Origin of the sequence: Rhodococcus sp. NJ-530, assembly GCF_003860625.1 — a bacterium.
GTDB classification, from domain to species: Bacteria; Actinomycetota; Actinomycetes; order Mycobacteriales; family Mycobacteriaceae; genus Rhodococcus_F; species Rhodococcus_F qingshengii.
Genome location: NZ_CP034152.1, coordinates 3553182 through 3567650 on the forward strand (window position 1 = coordinate 3553182; position 14469 = coordinate 3567650).

14 protein-coding genes are annotated in these 14469 nt (G+C 61.0%); 6 read left to right on the forward strand and 8 right to left on the reverse strand.

Features of this window, described 5'->3' with window-relative positions; translation table 11 throughout:
• Positions 1-45 precede the first annotated feature (45 nt).
• Genes EHW12_RS16510 through EHW12_RS16520 form a run of 3 tightly spaced genes read left to right on the forward strand, consistent with a single transcriptional unit; the run spans position 46 to position 4528 of the window.
• A complete protein-coding gene (locus tag EHW12_RS16510; protein WP_065456557.1) occupies positions 46-870 on the forward strand; it encodes an FAD binding domain-containing protein in 825 nt (274 codons plus the stop codon).
• On the forward strand, positions 867-3560 hold the full coding sequence (locus EHW12_RS16515) for a molybdopterin cofactor-binding domain-containing protein (protein ID WP_125051187.1): 2694 nt from the start codon (positions 867-869) through the stop codon (positions 3558-3560). Before EHW12_RS16510 ends, EHW12_RS16515 begins: the two co-directional genes overlap by 4 nt.
• Positions 3557-4528: an antibiotic biosynthesis monooxygenase gene (locus EHW12_RS16520; RefSeq protein WP_065456559.1), complete on the forward strand. Its 972-nt coding sequence runs from the start codon at positions 3557-3559 to the stop codon at positions 4526-4528. Before EHW12_RS16515 ends, EHW12_RS16520 begins: the two co-directional genes overlap by 4 nt.
• Before the next feature lie 85 nt (positions 4529-4613).
• On the opposite strand, the gene EHW12_RS16525 is transcribed toward EHW12_RS16520, so the two are convergent.
• Entirely contained in the window at positions 4614-5852 is a 1239-nt protein-coding gene (locus EHW12_RS16525) for an HNH endonuclease signature motif containing protein (protein WP_125051189.1), read from the reverse strand.
• A 117-nt stretch (positions 5853-5969) separates the two neighbouring features.
• Positions 5970-9074 (reverse strand): multicopper oxidase domain-containing protein, encoded by a 3105-nt coding sequence (locus EHW12_RS16530; protein ID WP_164490620.1) that lies wholly within the window; start codon positions 9072-9074, stop codon positions 5970-5972.
• A gap of 317 nt (positions 9075-9391) precedes the next feature.
• Here EHW12_RS16530 and EHW12_RS16535 point away from each other — a divergent pair, with 317 nt between their 5' ends.
• Positions 9392-10003, forward strand: a complete 612-nt coding sequence (locus tag EHW12_RS16535; RefSeq protein WP_125051193.1) for a glyoxalase — start codon at positions 9392-9394, stop codon at positions 10001-10003.
• Between the two features lie 34 nt (positions 10004-10037).
• Here the strand turns inward: EHW12_RS16535 and EHW12_RS16540 are convergent, their stop codons facing one another.
• Positions 10038-11051 carry a cation diffusion facilitator family transporter gene (locus EHW12_RS16540; RefSeq protein WP_125051195.1) on the reverse strand — a complete coding sequence of 338 codons (1014 nt, stop codon included), beginning with the start codon at positions 11049-11051 and terminating at the stop codon, positions 10038-10040.
• Positions 11048-11470 carry a metalloregulator ArsR/SmtB family transcription factor gene (locus EHW12_RS16545; RefSeq protein WP_003942406.1) on the reverse strand — a complete coding sequence of 141 codons (423 nt, stop codon included), beginning with the start codon at positions 11468-11470 and terminating at the stop codon, positions 11048-11050. Before EHW12_RS16545 ends, EHW12_RS16540 begins: the two co-directional genes overlap by 4 nt.
• A 109-nt stretch (positions 11471-11579) precedes the next feature.
• Here EHW12_RS16545 and EHW12_RS16550 point away from each other — a divergent pair, with 109 nt between their 5' ends.
• Positions 11580-12005, forward strand: a complete 426-nt coding sequence (locus EHW12_RS16550; RefSeq protein ID WP_029255500.1) for a nitroreductase/quinone reductase family protein — start codon at positions 11580-11582, stop codon at positions 12003-12005.
• A 60-nt stretch (positions 12006-12065) separates the two neighbouring features.
• On the opposite strand, the gene EHW12_RS16555 is transcribed toward EHW12_RS16550, so the two are convergent.
• From EHW12_RS16555 to hisI, 4 genes are all read right to left on the reverse strand, one after another.
• Positions 12066-12452: a DUF2784 domain-containing protein gene (locus EHW12_RS16555; protein WP_003942402.1), complete on the reverse strand. Its 387-nt coding sequence runs from the start codon at positions 12450-12452 to the stop codon at positions 12066-12068.
• A gap of 73 nt (positions 12453-12525) precedes the next feature.
• Positions 12526-13152 carry an SRPBCC family protein gene (locus EHW12_RS16560; protein ID WP_125051197.1) on the reverse strand — a complete coding sequence of 209 codons (627 nt, stop codon included), beginning with the start codon at positions 13150-13152 and terminating at the stop codon, positions 12526-12528.
• Positions 13153-13178: 26 nt separating this feature from the next.
• Positions 13179-13472, reverse strand: coding sequence for a DUF1905 domain-containing protein (locus EHW12_RS16565; RefSeq protein WP_042952044.1), 294 nt, complete (start codon positions 13470-13472; stop codon positions 13179-13181).
• Between the two features lie 6 nt (positions 13473-13478).
• Positions 13479-13826, reverse strand: a complete 348-nt coding sequence (gene hisI / locus EHW12_RS16570) for a phosphoribosyl-AMP cyclohydrolase (RefSeq protein ID WP_003942390.1) — start codon at positions 13824-13826, stop codon at positions 13479-13481.
• A gap of 100 nt (positions 13827-13926) precedes the next feature.
• Here hisI and EHW12_RS16575 point away from each other — a divergent pair, with 100 nt between their 5' ends.
• Positions 13927-14448, forward strand: coding sequence for a universal stress protein (locus tag EHW12_RS16575; protein WP_054825211.1), 522 nt, complete (start codon positions 13927-13929; stop codon positions 14446-14448).
• Positions 14449-14469: the final 21 nt, after the last annotated feature.

Consider the following 14469-nt stretch of genomic DNA (forward strand, 5'->3'; position numbering starts at 1 on the left):
TAATGTCCCACTCCGAGAAGACACATCCCCGAGGGGAGCAGGCGCATGGACATCACCACCATTACCGACGTGATACGCCGACCACCGGATCGCCCAGGGGACGTGTGGCGTCCCGGCGACGCCTGGCTCGCGGGAGGAACGTGGCTGTTCTCAGCGGAACAACCCGACACCCGTCGACTCGTCGACCTCACCGCGCTCGGCTGGACATCACTGGAGGTCGGCGCGACTCATTTCGGCGTCGGGGCCACGTGCACCGTTGCCGAACTGTATGCGTTTGTCCCGCCGGACAATTGGCGTGCGAGCCCACTTATTCGCGTCAGCTGCGAGTACTTCCTCTCGTCCTTCAAGGTGTGGAATTCGGCAACCGTAGGCGGCAACATCTGTATGTCACTTCCGGCCGGACCGATGATCACCCTGGCAGTTGCACTCGAGGCTTCGTTCACACTATGGGCTACCGACGGAACAGTGAGGACCGTCGACGCGTGCGACTTCGTGACCGGTGACCACCAGAATGTCCTGGAGCCGGGCGAAGTCCTTCGGAGCATCGAGTTCCCGGTGCACTCACTCACCAAACGGCATGCCCACCGCCGCTTCAGTCTCACGCACCTCGGCCGTTCGACGATCTTCATGATCGCGACGCAGACTCCTGGCGCCGACGACTTTCACCTCACCATCACCGCCGGCACCACCCATCCGATCCGGCTGACGTTCGACACGATGCCGGACGAGCACTCTCTGCGACGAGCCGTCGACTCCATTTCGGCCGACAGTTGGTTCGACGATCCCAACGGAACCCCCGACCACCGCCTCCACCTCGCCCGCCACTACGCCGACGAGCTCCGAAACGAACTCACGGGGAGCCAGTCATGAGCTACACGGTGAACGACCGGCAGTTCCACGAGGAGCCGTTCCCGGGACAGTGCCTCCGGACGTTTCTTCGGCACCTCGGACACCACGGGGTGAAGAAGGGGTGCGACGGCGGGGACTGCGGGGCGTGCACAGTGTGGCTCGACGGAGCGCCGATACACAGCTGCATCACGCCCGCCTTTCGCGCCGACGGTCGCGCGGTAACCACGATCGAGGGACTCGGCACGCCCGAAGATCTCCATCCGATTCAGCAGCAGTTCCGGGATGCACCCGGCTTTCAGTGTGGGTTCTGCACCGCCGGGATGATCATGACCTCGGCGGCGCTCACCGACGCGCAGAAAGAAGACTTGCCGCGAGCGCTCAAGGGAAACCTGTGCCGCTGCACCGGTTACCGATCCATCGAAGACGCGGTCAACGGTGTCGGTGCTGTCGAAGTTGCCCTCCCGGGACAGGCCGTCGGAACCAGCGTCGGGGCGCCGGCGGCCACCGACGTGGTGACCGGCCGAGCCGAATACACTATGGACACCGCCATCGACGGCATGCTGCACCTGAAAGTGCTGCACTCGCCGCACGCACATGCACGCATCACTTCCATCGACACCACCGAGGCGCTCGCCGTCCCCGGTGTCCATCGCGTCTACACCTGGAAAGACGTGCCGCGCAAGCTCTTCACAACGGCAATTCATACCGACCACCTTGTTGATCCGGACGACACGTACATCCTCGACAACGTCGTGCGGTTCGTGGGTCAGCGTGTAGTGGCCGTCCTCGCCGACTCCGTCGTCGCTGCGGAAGAAGGCCGTCGGAAGGTGAAGGTCGATTACGAGATCCTGCCTTCGGTGTTCGATCCGGAAGAGGCCATGGCCGACGGCGCCCCAGCCCTGCACGGATCCGACGATCCCTTTGTTCGGGATCCCGAGCACAACATCCTGCTCGAACTTCACGGTCATGTGGGCGACGTCGAGGCCGGGTTCGCCGAGGCCGACGTCATCCACGAAGGCACCTACTTCTCGCCGCGGGTTCAGCATGCGCACCTCGAGACGCACGGTTCGATCTCCTGGATGGAAGACGGACGCCTCCACGTTCGCACAAGTTCGCAGTCCCCCTCCATCGCCAAGGTCAAACTCGCCCATCTCTTCGACCTCCGCCCGGATCAGCTACGCGTGTTCTGCAAACGCGTGGGCGGCGGGTTCGGAGGAAAACAGGAAGTGATCAGCGAGGATCTGGTGGCGCTCGCCACCCTCGACACCGGTCGTCCCGTCTGCCTCGAGTTCACCCGAGAAGAAGAGTTCACCACCGCGTCGCCGCGTCATCCGATGAAGCTCACGATCAAGCTCGGTGCCAAGTCGGACGGAACCCTCACAGCCTTTCAGTACCGAAACATCTCGAACACCGGTGCGTACGGAAACCACGGTGGAGAGACACTCTTTGCCGGCGGCGCGGCGGTCTCGCTCTACCGCTGCGCCAACAAGAAGTTCGATGCGTATTCCGTGTACACCAACAATGTTCCGAGCGGCGCTCTACGTGGGTACGGGATGACGCAACCGGCCTTTGCCGTGGAATCGGCCATGACCGAATTGGCCATCGCGCTGAACATGGATCCGCTCGAACTGCGTCGACGCAATATCGTACGACCAGGCGACTCGCTGATCGCACTCGAAGACGGCCCCGACGACGTGATCTTCACCGAAGACGGACTGGGGCAATGCATCGATCTGATCGACACCGCGTTGAAGCGCCAACCGGTTCCCTCACTCGGAGACGATTGGCTGATCGGCACCGGTACCGCCAGTTCACTACATGAGACCGCGCCACCCACCGAGCACATTTCCGAGGCTTGGCTCACCCTCGGCGAAGACTGTGTATACGAACTTGCTATCGGCACAGTCGAATTCGGTGAGGGTACTTCTACCGCCCACGTGCAGATCGCCGCGAATCAGCTGGGCACAACACCGTCACGTGTACGAATCATTCAGTCGGACACCGACCGAGCCGGTTTCGACACAGGCGCTTTCGCCAGCGCCGGCCTGTTTGTCGCTGGGAACGCGGTACTTCGCGCGTCGAATGCGCTCCGCGATCGCCTACTTGCCTTCGCCGCGCACCACACCGGCGTGTCGATTGACCAGTGCTCGATGGACGACGACAAGATCGTCTGCGGTAGTACTCGATTAACACTGCAAGAGATACTCGAGGCCGCACGCCCGCGCGGGATCCGATTCACCGAGGCGCGGAAGGCATACGGATCTCCGCGCAGCGTGGTGTCCAACACTCATGGCTTCCGGATTGCCGTCCATCGCATCACCGGCGAGATCCGCATTCTCTACAGCGTCCAAGCCACCGACGCTGGGGTGATCATCAATCCAGCGCAGGTGCGGGGACAGATCGAAGGTGGCGTCGCCCAGGGCATCGGCTTCGCACTCACCGAGAACTTCCACGTAGACGCAAACGGCGCGATGATGAACCCGAATCTACGTAACTATCGGATCCCGACATATGCAGATATCCCACGCACGGAGGTGATCCTCGTCGAGTCATCAGACTCCGTCGGCCCACTCCGCTCCAAGGGCATGGCGGAGTGCTGCATCAATCCGGTTGCCCCTGCATTGGCGAACGCACTGCAGGATGCAACCGGGTCACGATTCCGGTCACTACCGCTCACCCCGGAACGCATCTACTCAGGCCTGAACCGATGACCGCGAACACGTCGGCGGACAGCGCCGCGACGGTCATCATCGGCCAGCGAGTGCGTGCCGGACTGGAGAAAGAATTCGAGGTCTGGCAGAAAGATCTCAACCGAGCCGCCGCAGATTATGCAGGCTTCCTCGGGGCAGAAATCGCTGCTCCGACGCCCACCCAACCTGATTGGGTGATCGTGTACCGCTTCGACTCCATCGCTCATGTTCAAGCGTGGATCAACAGCGCGACGAGGCAGAACTACCTCGACAGCGGGCGTCAGTACTTCGACGGCCCGGCCACGCAGCAGGTAGTGAGCGGTGGGATCAGGCCTCCGGACCCACTGCTGACCGTCGTAGTGACGCACCGAGTCGGTGACGACAGCATCGACGAGTTCCTTGCCTGGCAGGATCGCCTTCGGGAGGTGGAGAGTGCTTTCGACGGATTCCGCGGCACCGAACTGTTTCGCCCCGTCGACGGTGTGCAGGATGAATGGACCCTGCTGTATCGCTTCGACAATGCTGCCCACCTCGATACGTGGCTGACTTCCCCTGAGCGACAACAACTCCTCGCCGAGGGCCGCAAGTTTCACGACTTCGAACTGCGAACCGTGGACAATTCGTTCGGCAGTTGGTTTGCCTTCGACGAGAACGGAAACGAGGCCCCTCCACCTTCGGAGACAAAAACCTCGATCGCGGTCTGGGTCGGTCTCTACCCGACTGTCGTCTTGCTTACTTTGGCGCTGTCACCGCTGAAGCTGCCACTCTGGCTCGGATTGTTGATCGGCAATCTGCTGTCGAGCTTCATCATGAGTTTCTTCACGATGCCGTACTACGTGAATCGACTCCTGCGCCGTTGGCTGCGTCCGCCTCCGGGGATTCCTGTCGCAAAAACCAACGCACAAGGGGTGGCAATCGTCGCCGCTGTGACCTTGTTCTGGGTTATCGTCTTCTACCTCGTGACTACTCAGTTCTGGTCGCTGCCCTGAACTCTCCGGAACACGAAAAGCCAGCGCATGTAACGGGGCATGATTCTTCCCCGGTGCATACGCTGGCATTTTCAGTTATGTCCGTTCACGCGGCCGTTGGTGGGCTGTTCCCGCCGATCGGCTGCTGGAACGGATCGATCGACATCGGTGGATAGAACACCGATTTGCGATCCGGACCGATCTCCACCCGCCATTCGGTGTGGTGCAGTGTCCGGTGGTGATGGCCGCACAACAAGATCAGGTTGTCGAGATCTGTTGGGCCACCAACATTCCAGTGAACAATATGATGAGCATCGCACCACCCCGATGGTGTCCCGCATCCCGGAAACGCGCACCCGCCATCACGAACCGCCAACGCCCGCCGCTGGGGCACCGTCGCTGTTCGCGCTTCCTTACCGCAGTCGAGCGGAACACCATTCTCGTCCAACAAAATCCGGGTGACCGTGCAGTCGCACGCCAGCATCCGGGCAGTATCGATACTGATCGGACCTACCCAATCCGTCCACGCGAAACCCAGTTCCTGAGTCGACGGCAGTAGATCCTTCAATGCTTTGAGGTCTGTCATGTCTTTTGCGCTGGCGGTGACCGTGATGTGCGGTTTCACCCCGCCCTCGATCGGACCCAGCCCCGCCCGCTCGTACCGCCGCAACAATTCGCAGAACCCATCCGCCCGCCGCAGCGCCGGAGTACGCGTGTCCTTGACGCCGTCCTTCTCCGGCGTCGGCGCAGACAGACTCGACAGCAACGTGATCAGACGTGCCCCGTTCACCGCATCCAGATCACCCTTCACGGTCACCCGCCCGTACAAACCTTTCGAGGCGTAGGACTCGTTACGCTCCGAATCCTCACCCACCGGAACGCCGTCCTCACGCTTGCCGTACTGCTTCTCGATCCGCCGGATCGCCGCCCGCACCGCATCACAATCGGCAATGTTCTGCGACGCCAACCCCAACAGAATCCCGCGAGCCTTGTCCACATCCGCCAGGGTCATGTTCTTCGGTGGATGCTGACAAAACGACGCCACCTGACGGGCTTTCAACGCATCCACGTCACCACGGTGAAACGCATCGCCCACAACAGGCTCGAGCATCAACAACCTCGCCAACCCGACCAACAGACTGCACTCACCGATCTCCAAATTCGTCGAACCATGCAACCACTGCGCGATCGCCCGAAAACCCTTCCCACCGAGAACCTCCCGGGAAAACATCTCCACGATCAACAACACCATCCGCGACTGCAACTCGTGCCGGACACGCACCAGATCCAGAACCTCACCCTTGAGGTCCTCGCCATCCAGCTGCCACGCTCCCCGACTGTCCATACCGAAAGTTTAATCGAACACACTTTCGATAACCAGAGACAAAACGGACAACTTCGAGAACAGGAAGGCTCGAGACACGGTGATATGAAACTACTTTCAGCAACTCTCAAAACCGGATCATCGGCCGCCGAGCGGCAGAACTCCCCCGCCGACGGGATAGGGCGGCAGCGTTCCCACAAGCGTCGGTGTCAATGTGGTCGCAGACGGATCGGCACGACCGAGAGTGAATTTCCGAACTTCGGCACCCGTTCCGTTGCTGCCGCTGACGAGGAGATCCGCGCCGGTAGTCGTGCTCGTCGTGGCCACTCCCACACCCGACTCTGGAGCGGTGAACGGGTCGAAAGCTGCAACCTCCCGAAATGCCACGTCCGTCGAATGGTGATCTGGACTCTCGAGGTACATCTCGGGTGCACCGTCGAGCCTGGATCCACTCGAGAAGACGCGGATTGATCCTTCTCCTCCGAGCATGCCTGCCACTATCGACTTTGCGCCGCCCTCGGCGCCGGCCACCCAACCCGTCGACAGAGACACCCCGTCGCGGTAGCCCTGATCGAATGCCAAGAACTGCGACGTCATTACAGGACCAGCCGTATGACCTGCGTGTTCATCGGAGCCGCCCTGCGCAGCCGCCGTCGGTTCGTACAGGTCGTAGCGGAACGTCTTGATCAACGGCTCCTCGCCCGCACCCGGTGCGGTCACGATGCTCGCTCGACCGGACTGACTGTCAACCATTCCGGTTGCGAACGTGACTCCGCTACTCGATCCCGGGTACGGCGAGAACGAACCGAATTCTGCGGGTGCGGACCTCTTGTCCGCCGGAAGATCGGTGGAGTAAATCTTGACCTGCGACTCCATCCCTGGGCCCGAGGCAACGATGATGTTGTCCGCCAGTGCGTTTCCGTCGATATCGACGCCGCCGATGTTCACTCCGCCACGAAAACCCACATCGAAGGGGGCAAATCTTGCCAACTCGTCGGTGAACGGCACGCCGCCGACTGCGTTGTACGCCACCACTTCCGGAGCCGAGCCTGCTCCTGTTCCAGTGACCAGATCAAGCACCATGTCTCCATTCACGTCCGCCATCGCAACACTCGGCGTGCCTTCGAACGACGGGAAGGGCGTCACAGCAGTGATCAGTTTGTCGCCGTTGGCATCGAATATCTGCACCTTGGCGGGCACGCCGGCCGAACCAGGTATCGCGACGGCATATGTCGATACCTCGGGAATCACGTTGACAGTCGCCATCAAACCGTTGTCCTCGTGATTGAGTCGGTGGCAGTGAATCACAAAGGTTCCGGTGTACTCGGTGAACTTCGTCCGCAACGTCACCGATGCTGGTTCCAGCGCATTCTCGTTCTCGTCCGTCACCGGCGCCGGCACGTTCACGTTGTCGATTCCCCAGGGCTGAACGCCCGTCGTGGTACCTGCGACGGGATCCACAACTTCCGTTACCTGGAAGTCGTTGACGTGAATATGCATCGGGTGTTCGTCGTTGTTGAGGTTCGTGATCTTCCATTCCTCAACGGAATTCAGTCGCGGTTGAATCAGCGGAATGTTGGGGAACGTGTTGTCGGCGAATTCGTAGGTGAAGGCCTTCGGATCGCTGTTGCTGGCCTTCTCGTTTCCGAACCCACCGGACACTGTGAGATTGCGGGTCACGTCGGGCGTCATCGCTGCGGTATCCACGAACGAGGTGTAGGTATCGAGCTTCTGTCCGAACTCGAAGGGAGTCGTCTTTCCTTCACCCTCGTCTGGCGTCGCACGGATCAACTGCTGAGTCGGGAACGTGAAGAATCCGTCCGCGTAACTGATCACCGACGGGTCGACGGTGACGGTTCCGAGTTCGGCGGGCGGATTGTCGGTACCGTTGTTGGTGTAGAGAATGCCTGGATTGCTCACCGGCTTCGCACCTTCGAGCGGAGGCATCTCCAGCACCAGATCGCCGGACTCCGGCATCGTCACTGCGATTGCGTATCGCGAGGCCGGCGGAATCACCAGCCTGGTTCCGTCCCCGTCCACGGGTGGCCTGACCTCGTCGAACGGGTTTCCGTCCTGCCCTACGATGGCGAACTTCGGATGGGCGCCGGTTGCGGTTTCCGTCAACGTGACCGGCATGTAGGCAAAGTCGCTGATGTTGGCAAGCACCCAGATCTCGGTCTGCCCCGGCTTCAGTTTCAGCGACGGCTGGAACTGACCGTTCACGGTGTACTGCACATCGCGTTGGTTGTCCGGCAGTGAAGGATCGGCCGGTACAGTCGTCGATTCACCCACGAAGCTCTGCAGATTGCCTGGAACGAATTGATTCTGTCCACGATGATTGGCCGGGGACAACGGTCCGGTGTACCAGTTGGTGAAATACTGCGCACCCTCGGTGGTGTCCGAGAAATTCACCGGAGCAAGGCTCGGACGGTACGTCCCGTCGGCTAGTTCCGTACCGGCGGATGGCGTCAACGTACTGACGAATTGGGGCCAGTTCGCGTCGTTGAGCTGTCGGCCCTTTCCTTTGCGGTCGAATACGAAGTTGTACTGCAGTGCCATATCGCGAATCGGAACGTCGTTTGCCGTCACGACAGGCAGATTGCCGTCCGGCCGGCCGATTTCCAGTAGCCCGGCCAGGCCCATGTAAGTCTGCTGCGCAGTGAGGGTGTGCCGGTGACTGTGATACCAGTACAGACCGTTCGGCATCGTCCCCGGAATCGCGTAGTCGTACACGTTTCCCTGGCCGGCTGGAATGTTGAGCAACACGTTGTCCGCATTGCCGTCCGGACTCACGTGCACTCCGTGCGTGTGCAGATTCAGCGGAGCCGACGTCAGCGCCGGCGGATAGATCGGCACGTCCCCGCCCGCCGGTGTGAATGCCGGATCGTAGAAGTCCTGGATCGTGAGATCCTGCAAATCGTTGTCGTAATGAATGATCAATCGCTCTCCGGGATTGACGCGGAGAGTCGGCGCCGGATAGACGTCACTCGCCGAGGTCGATCCGTCCGACGCCGTACCGCGGATGACCTCGTACCCGAAGAGCAGAAAATTCGACACGGGCGCCGAAGCGGTATCGAGCGGAATCACTCCCTGATGAGCGGACAAGCGCACCTCGAGAACACCATCTCGGCTACTCAGTTTCACCGGCTCCCGATAGTCGACGGCGGTTCCGCCAGAGCCGTAATTGCCGCCCACCTCGGGCGCCGATTCACCGGAGGTACACGCGGCCAACGCCATCGTCATGGACACCACTACTGCTGCGGCTAACGACTTTCCTCGCAGTGCGATCACTGGTTTCCCCGTTCCATGGTGGCGTGAGGTACGTCCGATCAGCGCTCACCAGCCTATCGAGAAAACATCGGCTGAACAGGATATTCACGACAAATCGCCCACCTAAGGCCTGCGTGAGTGCTGCACCTTGCAAGCAGTCTCAGCAAACCGATCAGAAATCGAGAAGCACAGCCACGGGACCCGCAATTACGTTGAAACACATGAACACACCACAGAAGTCCACTTCCGACCACAAATCGCCAATCCACACATCAGCAGGGAGCGCCCAGATGACCACCGCGAAATCCGTGATACTCGACGTTCCCGACCTCGCGGCAGCCGAAGCCTTCTACAACGCTCTCGGCGTCGGAGATCGAATCCAGCTACGCGAATCGAACGAACCGACAACAGGGTTTCGTGGGTACACCCTTTCGCTCGTCGTCTCCCAACCGAACATCGTCGACGCCTTCGTCGGCGCAGCACTCGCAGCCGGTGCCACCGCCTTGAAGCCTGTGAAGAAATCCCTCTGGGGATACGGCGGAGTCGTCCAGGCTCCAGACGGTTCGATCTGGAAGATCGCCACGTCGTCGAAGAAGAACGACGGGCCGGCCACCCGCACGATCGACAGCCTCGTGCTGCTGCTCGGCGCCGAAGACGTCAAGGCCAGCAAGCAGTTCTACCTCGACCGCGGACTCGAGGTGTCCAAGAGCTTCGGTCGCAAGTACGTCGAATTCACCAGTGCAGCAAACAATGTGACACTCGCACTGTATGGTCGCCGCGCTTTGGCAAAGGATGCCGGGGTTGCTCCGGAAGGCACCGGATCACACCATCTGACCGTTGCCGGCGCGTCTGAAACCTTCACAGACCCAGACGGTTTCGCCTGGGAAGCCGCCTGCGCTTGACATCAAGCACAGATCACCGGGAAGGCGGCCGGTATCAGACTTCGGAGTTGGCCGCGTCATGCGCCGGGTACGCATGCACCAAGGCAGTAGCGAGTTTGGGCACCGCGTGAGTGAGCGAATGCTCGGCGCTGTGTGCAATCGCATGAGCTTCGGCAAGTGTTGCCCGGGGATCGATGTCGAGTTCTGCATCGGCATGCAGTCGGTGTCCGATCCACCGCATCTTCAGATCACGAACACTGAGGACTCCAGGTTCGTGCATCAATGCATGCTCTGCGTCGTCCACCAACTCAGGTTCGACGCCGTCCATCAACCTCCGGAAGACGTCTCGCGCTGCAGTCCTGAGCACCGCCACGATGGCAACGGTGATGACAAGGCCGATGATCGGATCTGCCAACGGGAAACCCAGCGCAACTCCCCCCGCCCCCAGAAGGACTGCGAGCGAAGTGAATCCGTCGGTCCGAGCATGCAATCCATCGGCCACCAGGGCCGCTGAACCGATTTGCCCGCCGACCCTGATCCGATACAACGCCACCAATTCGTTTCCGATGAAACCGATCAAACCTGCCGCCGCTACCCAACCGAGGTGCTCGATCTCGACCGGGTTGATCAATCGCCTCACCGCCTCGACACCGGCGATCACTGCCGACAGTGCGATCATGGCGAGCACGAACAGTCCGGCCAAATCCTCCGCACGCCCGAAACCATAGGTATAGCGCCTGGTCGCAGCGCGCCGACCGAGCGCGAAGGCAATCCAGAGTGGGACTGCCGTGAGCGCGTCGGAGAAGTTGTGAATGGTGTCCGCCAGCAGCGCCACCGAACCCGAGATCGCCACGATCGCAACCTGAGCAACTGCGGTGACTCCGAGCGCGACAAGACTGATCTTGACCGCCCGGATGCCGATTGCGCTCGATTCCAATGCGTCGTCGACACTGTCGGCAGCGTCGTGACTGTGCGGCGAGAACACTTCGCGGACTGCCGATCGAAATCCCTTCGGCCCGTGGCCATGGGGGTGGCCGTGGCCGTGGGACGTCTTGGGTTCGTGCGTCACGACGCACCTTCTTCTTGATCGGTCCGATCGACGTTCGCCGAGCGCTCCGGGTGTATCTCCCGAAGCTCACCTTCACTACGGTGATGCCCCGGCAATCCGGGTCCGGCATGCTCCGCATTGAAGACCGCGTCCGTAACCAGTTGGCGCACATGGTCGTTCTCCAGGCGATAGAACACCGTCGTACCATCGCGGCGGGTTCGTACCAACCTTGCCATGCGCAATTTCGCCAGGTGCTGCGACACCGAGGGCGCCGGCTTGCCGACGCGTTCCGCCAGTTCGTTCACCGAGCACTCGCGGTCGACCAATGCCCACAAGACCTGCACACGGGTTGCGTCGGCCAGCATGCGGAACACCTCGACGACGAGGTCGACTTGATCATCGGGAAGCTTGCGGCGACAAACACCACTATCTGCGTTCATACGTAGATAGTAGATCATGCTGGACGCCGAAGATGACCTCTCGTCGATTCACCAGTTGTGCAAAGCTTGGCGGCAGAGCCCTTCGCCACTCGCAGACCGGGAGACAACGATGAGTACCGACGACTGGAACGCAGGAATCATTGCGGAATTTCGGGAGAACGAGGGCAAGGTAGGTGGCCCCTTCGAAGGTGCGCCCATGGTGTTGGTCCACCACACAGGACGCAAATCCGGACGCGATTTCGTGAGTCCCATGATGTATCTGGCAGACGAGCAGGATCCGAAGACCATCTACGTTTTTGCATCCAAGGCCGGTGCCCCGACCAATCCCGACTGGTACTACAACCTCGTTGCCACCGACCAGGCAGAGGTCGAGATCGGCACCGAAACATACCCGGTCTCCGTCAGCGAAGTAACCGGCGAGAAGCGTGACCGCATCTACGACGAGCAGGCCAGTCGATACCCGGGATTTGCCGAATACGCGGAGAAGACCGCTGGGATCCGCACAATCCCGGTGGTAGCCCTGACTCGCGCGTAAATCCTGGTAGCACCTCCCAGTCGTTTCCATTCGGAAACGGCTGGGATCGTTTGTACGGAATCAGGTCGCTGAAGAGGCTTTGACCTCACCCTTCGCATGCCGTCCGAGCAGCACGTATCCGACCCAGGATCCGACAACCACTGTCGCCGCGAGCGCCTGTACAAGGCCTTCGATACTCGCCGGATAGAACACGCCGGTGATGTAGTGCGAGATGAATCCGGTGGACGGCAACTCCGCGATCCCGGCCATCCGGCGGGCCCAGTTCTCGAGATTGGTCAGCGGGCAGTCATATCCGACCGCTATCGAACCGGCTCCCCAGACGACTGCAAGTAGGTGGAAACCGATGGTACGACGCCACTTCCACGCCACGAACCCACCCAGCACCACATAGAGGACAAACCCGAAGTGAACGAACACCGTTACTACTTCGATGAGCCGATACACCATCGTCGTCTCCGCTCGTGGCGCGGAAGTCCCGCAACAACCAGACTAATCCGATGTTAGTCCTCGTAGAGGTGATCTACCCGGTGTATGCAGCGGTCGTGCGAGCAGCGGCGGCTGCAGCCGCATCTGGGTCATCGCCCGATGCGATCGCAGCTTCGGCCCACAGTTCACTGCTTCCCGCGATGAATGCCTTGGCCTCGTCGCTCGCCGACCACTCGGGTGTCTCGAGTGGCGTCGCGATCCCCAGTTCCACGTGTCGAGCCAACCCGAGCAGTCCCATGTCCCACCCGACGCCGACGGCACCTGGACCGTACTCGGCCCACCGATCCGGCTCCACGTCCGCGGCATGTTCGAAATCGAACAGCGTTGCACCACTGCCCTTTTCGGCGAGATTTACAGTCACATAGCTCACATCGCCGCCATATTCCCAGGTGATGCGAAGAGTTCGAGGAGCTTCGCACGCCAAAATCTCGCCGCCGGCGTTGCCCTCGAGCTGATAGTGGCCGCCGATCATGGCTTCTCCCGCGACCGGCATGAACCATTGGCGAATGCGGTCGAACTCGGTGATCGCCGCCCAGACCGTGCCTATTGGTGCCGCGAGAGTCCGCGACATGCGCAGCATGCGCGTTTTCCCCTCGTCTCCGCCGAACGGGCCCAGTTCTCGCGCCACCAACTGCAACGAATCAACTGCTGTGTCGACCATGAGACTCCTCGGTTCGAGCGAAACTTTCAGCTCAGGCGCTGCTGTAGATGTACCGCTACCTCTTCTCCAGCGGCGCTCTTGCCGATCGCCTTGCACAGCGCCACGCGCAGCGGAAGCCAGTGAGGTCCGTCGCCGGAGGGCATCAGCGTCGCCTCGAAGGGATGCTCACCATCGAGGGTCCCGACCACCTTCACAGCGCGTCTGGTTCCCAGAAGTTCCGCCGAGCCGGGCACGGTCAAGAACGTTGCGAACGCACCGTCTTTCTCGATGGGAGCGGTGAACGAGTAATCGAGCGGTTGTGGAGTCTTGTCAGTGGCCATCTCGCGTCACTGCTCAGCAGCGAGCAGGACGTCGGTGTCGAAACACGTGTGAGTGCCGGTGTGGCACGCGGCGCCCTCCTGATCGACGATCAGCAAGACGGAATCGCCGTCACAGTCGAGGCGCACCTCGTGCACGTACTGGGTGTGCCCGGAGGTCTCTCCCTTGACCCAGTACTGCTGCCGCGAGCGCGAATAGTACGTCCCCTTACGGGTTTCCAGTGTTCGCGCGAGCGCTTCGTCGTCCATCCACGCGACCATCAGCACATCACCGGTCGACTTCTCCTGCGCAACCGCGCTGAACAGTCCGGCGTCGTTTCGCTTCAGCTTCGCCGCGATTGCGGGATCAAGGCTCATATGACGTTTATACCTTCCACCTGTGACTTCCGTGGAATTCCCCTGCTTGTTCGCCGTAGAATGGAAGTTCCTTCGCTGTCACCGTGGAAGAAGATCCGACATGAACCATCAACGTCATGACGGCCCACACCCGGAGTACACCTGCCATATCGTGAACCCGAGTACCGATCGCGTCCGAACCCGCCACGTCGTTCTCGGCATCGGCCCAGGTGCTACCAGCAAGAATGTACTCAGCTACGCACTGACGCTTGCCGCCAAGGAGGATTCAGCACTCCACGTCGTTCACTGCATCACGTCCGAGGACCTACCTGTCGAAACCGACTCACCAGAATTCGAAACGCGTCTGCACGACGAGATGGCGTCCCAACGTGAGCAGACAACCTCGACACTTGCCTCGCACACGGACACCTGGACCTACGACTGCACCTACGGCGACCCGGCCGGTGTCATCCTCGCGACCGCGGACAAGTACGACGCCTTCACCATCGTGATCGGCTCACCGCGAAAAGGCGCTGCCTCTGCGGTGAGCCGACTGATACACAGCTCGGTCTCTTCCCGACTGAACCGGCAGAACCGCTATCCCGTGATATCGGTTCCGACCGGAGTCAGCTCGGCAAGATAGCCGAACGCGGGACAAGCCCGC